This is a genomic window from Pseudomonas sp. RIT409 (assembly GCF_003052515.2).
GTDB lineage: Bacteria > Pseudomonadota > Gammaproteobacteria > Pseudomonadales > Pseudomonadaceae > Aquipseudomonas.
Genome location: NZ_QARE02000045.1, coordinates 1 through 7,969 on the forward strand (window position 1 = coordinate 1; position 7,969 = coordinate 7,969).

At 61.2% G+C, this 7,969-nt stretch carries 4 protein-coding genes; 1 reads left to right on the forward strand and 3 read right to left on the reverse strand.

The features are described from left to right. The 3 genes from DBP26_RS26715 to DBP26_RS26725 form a co-directional block, all read right to left on the reverse strand. The coding region (locus DBP26_RS26715) for an RHS repeat-associated core domain-containing protein (RefSeq protein ID WP_112235857.1) at positions 1 to 3,948 on the reverse strand (3,948 nt) is incomplete at its 3' end. A 164-nt stretch (positions 3,949 to 4,112) separates the two neighbouring features. Next, positions 4,113 to 5,603, reverse strand: a complete 1,491-nt coding sequence (locus DBP26_RS26720; RefSeq protein ID WP_177411145.1) for an MDR family MFS transporter — start codon at positions 5,601 to 5,603, stop codon at positions 4,113 to 4,115. Between the two features lie 49 nt (positions 5,604 to 5,652). Continuing rightward, positions 5,653 to 6,708 carry an HlyD family secretion protein gene (locus DBP26_RS26725; RefSeq protein WP_108240652.1) on the reverse strand — a complete coding sequence of 352 codons (1,056 nt, stop codon included), beginning with the start codon at positions 6,706 to 6,708 and terminating at the stop codon, positions 5,653 to 5,655. Between the two features lie 193 nt (positions 6,709 to 6,901). Between DBP26_RS26725 and gltX the strand changes: the two genes are divergently transcribed. Beyond that, on the forward strand, positions 6,902 to 7,969 hold a 1,068-nt coding region (gene gltX, locus DBP26_RS26730), incomplete at its 3' end, for a glutamate--tRNA ligase (RefSeq protein WP_112235858.1).

The following is a 7,969-nucleotide window of genomic DNA, read 5'->3' on the forward strand; positions in this document are numbered from 1 at the left end:
CGCACTCGGCGCGTAGGCATACAGGTTCAATCCACCCGCCAGTCCAATAGGGTCCGGCGTGGTAAACCTGCCGACATCCGGGTCGTAGAACCTGAAGGTGTTGTAGTGCAGTCCGGTTTCGCGATCAAGATACTGGCCTTGAAAACGCAGGTTTTGTTCAGCGCAGGACGGGCTGCGTTCTTCCTGATGGGTGTTGCCCCACGCTTGATAGCGAGCCTTCCACACGAGGTGGCCTTCAGCGGTGGTCAGTTCTTCGGGCAGGCCGTTGGGCTGGGTGTGGAAGTACAGAACCCCTTGGTGATCGCCGTTGCGGTCGATACGGGCATGGGGCTCATGGCTGTCGTCGGCGTAGAGGTACAAGGACTGTCGACCATGGCGCTCCTCGCCGAGCAGGTGCAGGCCGTCCCAGGTGAAGCGCGTTTCGTTACGCATGAGCCCGTGAGCGTTGTGCTCGGTTTTAGCGATGCGTCGGCCGAGCGGGTCGTAGGCCATGCGAATACAGACGCCGTCGCGGTGATGCACGGCGATCAGGCGGCTTTCGGCGTCGTACTCGAAGCGCTGGGTGCCATGGCAAACACTCTGTTTTTCGATCAGCCGACCAAAGCCGTCGTAGCGGTAGCGCTTGTCCTGATAGGACCTGATCCGGTTGTGTCGGACCTGTTCGGCGTATTGCTGGCGACCGTCGATCAGGTTGGCAGCGGCGTCGTAAGCGAACACCTCGGGCGTGTTCAGGATGTCGTCGTCGCTGGCGATCAGCCGCGCGGTGGCGTCATAGTGCAGATGAGTGCGGCTGCGGCGTGACTGTTTGCCGGTCGAACGGCAGATGAGGTTGTCGGCGTCGTCGTAGTCGTACGCTTTGTCGTACAGGGCGCAGGTATCGGGGTGTCTGCCGTCAAGGCGTGGGGTGCGCAATTGCAAGCGACCAGCGGCGTCATACTGAGTGAACGTTCTGATCTGCCCTTGCACCCGCAGCGCTTCTCGGTGCAAGGGATCGCGCTCGAAATCGCTGATGACCCGCCCGTCGAGGTTGATCTGGTGCAGGTGCCCGCTGCCGTAGTACAGCCGATTGAGGGTTCGACCATCGGGCAGGCGGGTTTGGGTCCGGTCGCCGAGTTCGTCGTAGGCGTGTTGCAAAACGCCGGAAGAATTCCGCTCGCTGAGTGACTGACCCAAGGCGTCATAGCAAAACTCGACCTGCTGCGGCTCGCCCGCCAGTGGCGTGAACGTGATGCCGGTCAGTTGGTCCAGTAGATCGTAGGTGTATTCAGTGCTGCCGTCGGTCGTGGTCTTGCTGACTAGCCTTCCCACGGCATCGCGTTGCAGGTCATGAATGATGGGGGCTTCAACCGGATCATTATTCTCCGAAGGCGCCGGGCGCTGCTCCACCTGCAGCGGATTGCCCAGTCCGTCATAACGAAAATGCCGCTGACTGCCATCCAGATCTTGCTGCACGACCAACCGATCCCCGGCGTCCCAGGCAAACCGGTAGTGTTCGCCGTTCTCGTTGGTCAGAGCATTCAGTCGCCCGTAGGCATCGTGGCGGTATTGCACCGTGCGGCGCAGTTCATCGGTGCGCTGGCGAAGCTGGCCTCGGGAGTCGTATTCAAAGCGCGTAGTGGCGCCGGTCGGATCGGTCTGGGTGATCAGTCGCCCACTGACATCGTACCGACATTCAAAAACGCGCTTGTCCGGTGTCTCGAGTGTTTGCAGACGGCCGTACAGGTCATGTAGGTATCGGGTCTCGTGCCTTAGGGCATCGGTGATGCTCAGCAAGTGGCCACGCGAGTCGTGGCGGACTTCGGTCCTGTGACCCGAGCAGTCGACGTGGCCGCTCAACTGTCCAAAGGCGTTCCAGGTATTCTTTCGAGTCTTGCCACTGGCGTCGAGGATCTCGACGATCTGGCCCAAGGCGTTGTAGCGATACTGGGTCACGTGCCCCAGCGGATCGACCCTATGGGTGCAGTTGCCACGAGCGTCATAGCGGTAATGCCAGCTGTTTCCTGCTGCATCGGTTTCTACCCGGGGCAGGGCCCAGTGCTCCAGCCATTCGGTCAGTTCATGGCGGCCCAGCGGGTCTTCAGTGGAAGCGAGATTGCCTGCGGCGTCGTAGGTGTAGCGCCACTGGCCGCCCTGCGGGTCGGTCGCACCAAGCAACTGCCGCTCATTGTTCCATTCGAATTTCCAGGTCAGCCCCAGCGCATCGGTAAACGAGATGATCTGGTGCTGCGCATTCCATTGCCGAACGCTGCGTCGCCCCAGCCCATCGGTGACCACCGTGCGACCCGTCTCAAGGTCGTAATCAAACTGGTAATCGGCACCGTCATCGGTGGCGTGGTGAACCACCCGCCAGTCCCGGTCCTCAATCAAAGCCCAGTCATAAAAGCAGCGCAGCCCGCTCGGTAACTGGTGTTCAATCATGCGCTGGCCGCTGTCATAGGCGAAGCGACGCAGCAGACAGTTCGACGCATTGCGGACTTCGAGCAGGTCCCCGGCCGCGTTGTAACCGTAATGAACCAGCGCTTCCTTCTGCGACCCGGGGTCGTCGTAAAGTCGCTCGATGGACGCGACCCGGCGCGGCCATTCCGCCGAATACACCAGCTGCAGGTGCTGCACATTCAAAGAATCGCGCAACTCACTCAACCGGCCTTGGGCGTCGTACGCCAGATCGATCCGGTTGTCGTTGCGATCACCGAGCTGCACCAGGCGCAGTACGGGACTGCCAATGAACGATGGCTCGAAATACCGATACAGCCCGTCCTCGCTCTCGATCAGCACGCGGCCATCGTCATGCCGCCGCACCACCAGCCCTTCGCCGGTACTGAACACCGCTTGGCCAGCGTCGACCCGCCCCATGTCGATGCGTCGGGCCTGTTCGTCGATGTAGATCAGCCGATCTGTTTCAAGGTGAACGCTCACCTCGAACGCCACGCTCCAGCCCGCCCCAAACAGGCCGTCCCTGCGCTCGTCCCGACTATTGTAAAAGCGCTGCCAGTGCAGCGGCATGACGCCGGGCAGGGAAAAGTCCAGCTCCTCGATCCCGCCCAGCACCTTGGCTCCGGTGGCCGCATGCACCGGATGCGGCGAGCCTGACATCGCCCGCCCCAACGCTCCGGCCACCTGACTGACGGCATAGGCATTCGCGCCGCTCATCAGCATGCACGGCAGATTGCTGACGAACCTTCGCGGGCCACCCCGCAACATCACCAGCGCATTCACGGCTAGGCCGATGCCCGGCGTCTTGCCACTGCGAACACTGCGCACGACGAGATTGCCGCCGCCGATACGCACGTTGGGTGAAACATGTGCAGCGGACACCGTGGCGCCGCAGGTGCTGCGATCACCGCTGCGCACGGCGGGTTGTCCATTGATGAAAACAGTGCTCGATCCTTCGGCGAGGTGCTGGATGGGCATTGGCAGATGGCGTTCGCAAGTGACCTGATCCTGCGCACGCGGTGTTGCGCCGGGAGCGGGGGAGGCGAGTGTGGGCTGCCACAGTTCGCCGAAGAAGCCCTTGGCAGTGTCGAGAAAGGTGCCCTCGGGGGCCTGGTCCTCGGGCAAATCGACCGCGTCGTATGACGCACAACCTGCCGCGCGCGCCGCGGGTTTGCCGTTGATGAAGACATTGGATGAGCCCGTGCTGATGTGCGCGCAGGCGTCGGGCGGGAAAAGAGCGTTCGCCAGGTTTTCGCAGAAGGTGCTGATGCCCTCGTCGGCCCCAAGGGCGTTCATGCCCACGCCAACAGCGATGTTGACGGCCGCGCCAACCAGGCAGGCGCCGAGTCCTCCTGTGGCGACGGTCAGGCTGGCCGCGGCCACCACGGCTGCCCCGACTGCGGCACCAATAGCGACGCCGACAGCGACTTCGAGCACGCCGCCAAAGGCATCGGCCAACAGCGAAGAATGGGTGAGGGCGTCGCCCTGACGGGCGGCCCCTTGGGTATCAGACATTCCGTGATCCGCGCGGAGAAAGGCGCGGAATGTAAGCGCTTGAAAGGCGCGTGTCTGACCACGGAAACACAAAAAAAGGAAGGGACGGGACTTTCAGAAAAGGCCTACATGGATGCCGTAATCACTCCCACGGAAGCCGAGGAAAGGCCTGATAAAAAGGGGCTTCAGTGAGCCGCACCTCCTTTTATTCCACTCGGCAGTTTTTTGGTCAGCGCCACCGCAAGCATGCTGATCCCCAACGCCAGACCGACAAAATGAAACGCATCGTTGTAGGCCATGATCGCCGCCTGCTGATGAGCGATCTCACTGAGCTTGCCCAGCGCCGCTGTCTCGTTGCCCAAACGCTCCGTCAGCTGCGCCATGCGTTCGGCGACTTGCGGGTTGGCGGGGGAAATGGATTCGCGCAAATAGTCGAAGTAGGTTTTTGTGCGCGCATCCAGCAGGGTGGCGAGCAGGGCGATACCGATGGCGCCGCCGAGGTTGCGCAGGATGTTGAAAAGGCTCGACGCCGAGCCCGCATCCTGCGGCTTTATGTATGCCGTGGCGATCAGCGAGATGGTCACCATGATCAAGGGCTGGCCCAGTGCTCGCACGATCTGGATGTGATTGAACTGGGGGCCGGCGAAATCCGGGTTGAGCACGCCAGACGAGAAGCTAGCCAGGCCAAATAGTCCAAATCCCAGGGCACACAGCAATTTGGGCGAGATGATCTTCATCAGTTGCGGCACCAGCGGAATCAGAAACAGCTGCGGAATCCCCATCCACATGATCACTTCCCCGATTTGCTGCGCGTTGTAACCCTGAATTTGCGCCAGATAGAGTGGCAACAAATACACGGAGCCATACAGCCCCACCCCCATGCCCACACTGGAAATGCTCGACAGACCAAAGTTGCGGTTGCCGAGGATGCCCAGGTTGATCAGCGGGCGGGCTTTCGAACACTGAATGATCACAAACGTAATCAGGCTGAGCAGAGCAATGCTGCCCAAGGTGACGATCAGGTTCGATTCCAGCCAGTCCTTGCGATGGCCTTCTTCGAGAAACACTTGCAGACAGCCCAGACCCACGCCGAGGGTGACGATCCCCGCGTAGTCGGTGCTTTTCAGCAACGCCCAGTGCGGCGCCTTCTTCTCCAGGCCGTACATCAGGCCCGCGACCATCAGCAGTCCCGGCGGGACGTTGATGTAGAAAATGTATTCCCAGCCGAAATTTTCCGTCAGCCAGCCGCCCAGCGTCGGCCCGATCGACGGGGCGAAGGTCGCTGTCATCGCAAAGAGGGCCATGCCCTTGGCGCGGTGGTGTTCGGGCAGTTTGATCAGTGCCAGGGTGAACGCCAGCGGGATCAATGCGCCGCCGGTAAAGCCCTGCATCGCGCGGAACACAATCATGCTTTCCAGGCTCCAGGCCATGGAGCAGAGCAGGGAAGAAATCAGGAAGCCCATCGACACCCACACCGCCAGTCGCCGCGCCGAGAGCAACTGCACCAGCCAGGCGGTGAGCGGAATCATGATGATTTCTGCAACCAGATAGGACGTGGAGATCCACGAGCCTTCCTCCAGCGTCGCCGAGAGTGCGCCTTGAATGTCTTTGAGCGAGGCGTTGGTGATCTGAATGTCGAGCACCGCCATGAAGGCACCCAGCATTACGCTCATCACTGCGATCCAGTCGCGCCGGGTCGGTTCGCCGACCGGACGGATCAGTTCGTCACCGGCCACTGGCGGGGTCGTTCGCAGGTTTGACGTCGACTGAAACGGTCACCGACATCCCCGGACGAATTTTGCCGTGCAGGGGATTGTCCGGCGCGAACGTGAGTTTCACCGGAATGCGCTGTACGACTTTGGTGAAGTTGCCGGTGGCGTTGTCCGGCGGCAGTAGGCTGAACTGCGCGCCGGACGCTGCGAACAAGCTGTCGACCCTGCCTTGAATCGGCGTGCTGGGGAAACTGTCGAAGATCAGCTCGGCGGACTGGCCGATCTCCATGTGCTCAATCTGGGTTTCCTTGAAGTTGGCTTGCACCCAGATGGCCTCGTCGGGCACCACTGACAGCAGGTACGCTCCGGCCTGCACGAATTGACCATTGCGCGCGGCGCGCTGCCCGATCAAGCCGCCGATGGGGGCGTGAATTTCGGTGCGCTGCACATTCAACTCGGCTTGCGCCACATCGGCCTGGGCCGTGGCGATCTGTGCGTCGAGGCGTTTGATTTCCGCGGTCAGCGCATTGACCTGTTGACGCTGGCCTTGCGCATCGGCCTGAGCCTTGGCCACTTGAGAGCGCGCCACGTGGCTGTCGGCGGTCATGGTGGTGACCTGTTCTTCCGAAACGAAGCCTGGCTTGCGCAGCTTTTGCAAGCGCGCCAGATCCAACTGCGTACGCCCGAGCGTGGCCTGATTGGCCTGCACTTGTGCATCACTGGCGGCGATCAGGCTCGACTGCTGCGTCAACTTGCTCTGCGCCTGAGCCCGCTCAGCCTCCCGCGTCGCCAGCGTGGCCTGGGCGCGGTCCAGGGCCAGGCGGAAATCGTCAGGCTCCAGCTTTACCAGCAACTGGCCTTTCTCGACGTGCTGATTATCCTGCACCAGCACCTCACTGATCCGTGCGCCGAGCTGGCTGGATACCCGAGTGATCTCGCCCTGCACGTAAGCGTTGTCGGTGCTTTCGTGAAACCGTCCTTTCAAATACCACTGGGCGAAGAAAGCGAGGCCGATCAGCAGGACCACCACAAAGAAGATGAACAGGCGGCGTTTGAGTTGGGCGGGCATGGTTGTTCTTGTTGATTGGAGTGGTGGTGAATCTAGCAGCAAATAAAGTCTGGCAACTAGCCAGCGTTGCAATAATGACCCGAAGTGATATTCCGGTATTCATTCACAGGCGGCCACACGGTCCTCCGTGCTGGAGCCCCGAGGGGTACGCCTGTTAAGATTCGCGGCTTGTTCGACCTATTCGGAATTCTTCATGACCACCGTTCGTACCCGCATCGCGCCATCGCCCACCGGCGACCCCCACGTTGGCACGGCCTACATCGCGCTTTTCAACTACTGCTTTGCCAAGCAGCATGGTGGCGAATTCATCCTGCGCATTGAAGACACCGATCAACTGCGCTCGACCCGCGAGTCCGAACAACAGATCTTCGACGCACTGCGCTGGCTGGGGATCGAGTGGAGCGAAGGCCCTGATGTGGGCGGCCCGCACGGCCCGTACCGTCAGAGCGAGCGTGGCGACATCTATAAGAAATACACCCAGCAGTTGGTCGATGCCGGTCACGCCTTCCCGTGCTTCTGCACCGCTGAAGAGCTGGACCAGATGCGCGCCGAGCAGATCGCTCGTGGCGAGACGCCCCGTTACGATGGCCGCGCGCTGTTGCTTTCCAAGGAAGAAGTGGAGCGCCGTCTGGCCGCGGGCGAGCCCCATGTCATCCGCATGAAAGTGCCCAGCGAGGGCGTCTGCGTCGTGCCGGACATCCTGCGCGGGGACGTGGAGATCCCGTGGGACCGCATGGACATGCAGGTGCTGATGAAGACCGATGGCTTGCCGACCTATTTCCTGGCCAACGTCGTCGATGACCACCTGATGGGCATCACGCACGTGTTGCGCGGCGAGGAATGGCTGCCGTCGGCACCGAAGTTGATCCTGCTCTACGAATACTTCGGCTGGGAAAAACCGGCGCTGTGCTATATGCCTCTGCTGCGTAACCCGGACAAGAGCAAGCTTTCCAAGCGCAAGAACCCGACTTCGGTCACCTTCTACGAGCGCATGGGCTTCATGCCTGAAGCGATGCTCAATTACCTGGGTCGGATGGGCTGGTCGATGCCCGACGAGCGGGAAAAATTCTCGCTGCAGGAAATGGTCGAGCATTTCGACTTGAGCCGCGTTTCGCTGGGCGGTCCGATCTTCGACATTGAGAAGCTGTCGTGGCTCAACGGCCAGTGGCTGCGTGAGTTGCCGGTGGAAGAGTTCGCGGCGCGCGTGCAGAAGTGGGCCTTCAATCAGGATTACATGATGAAGATCGCACCGCATGTGCAG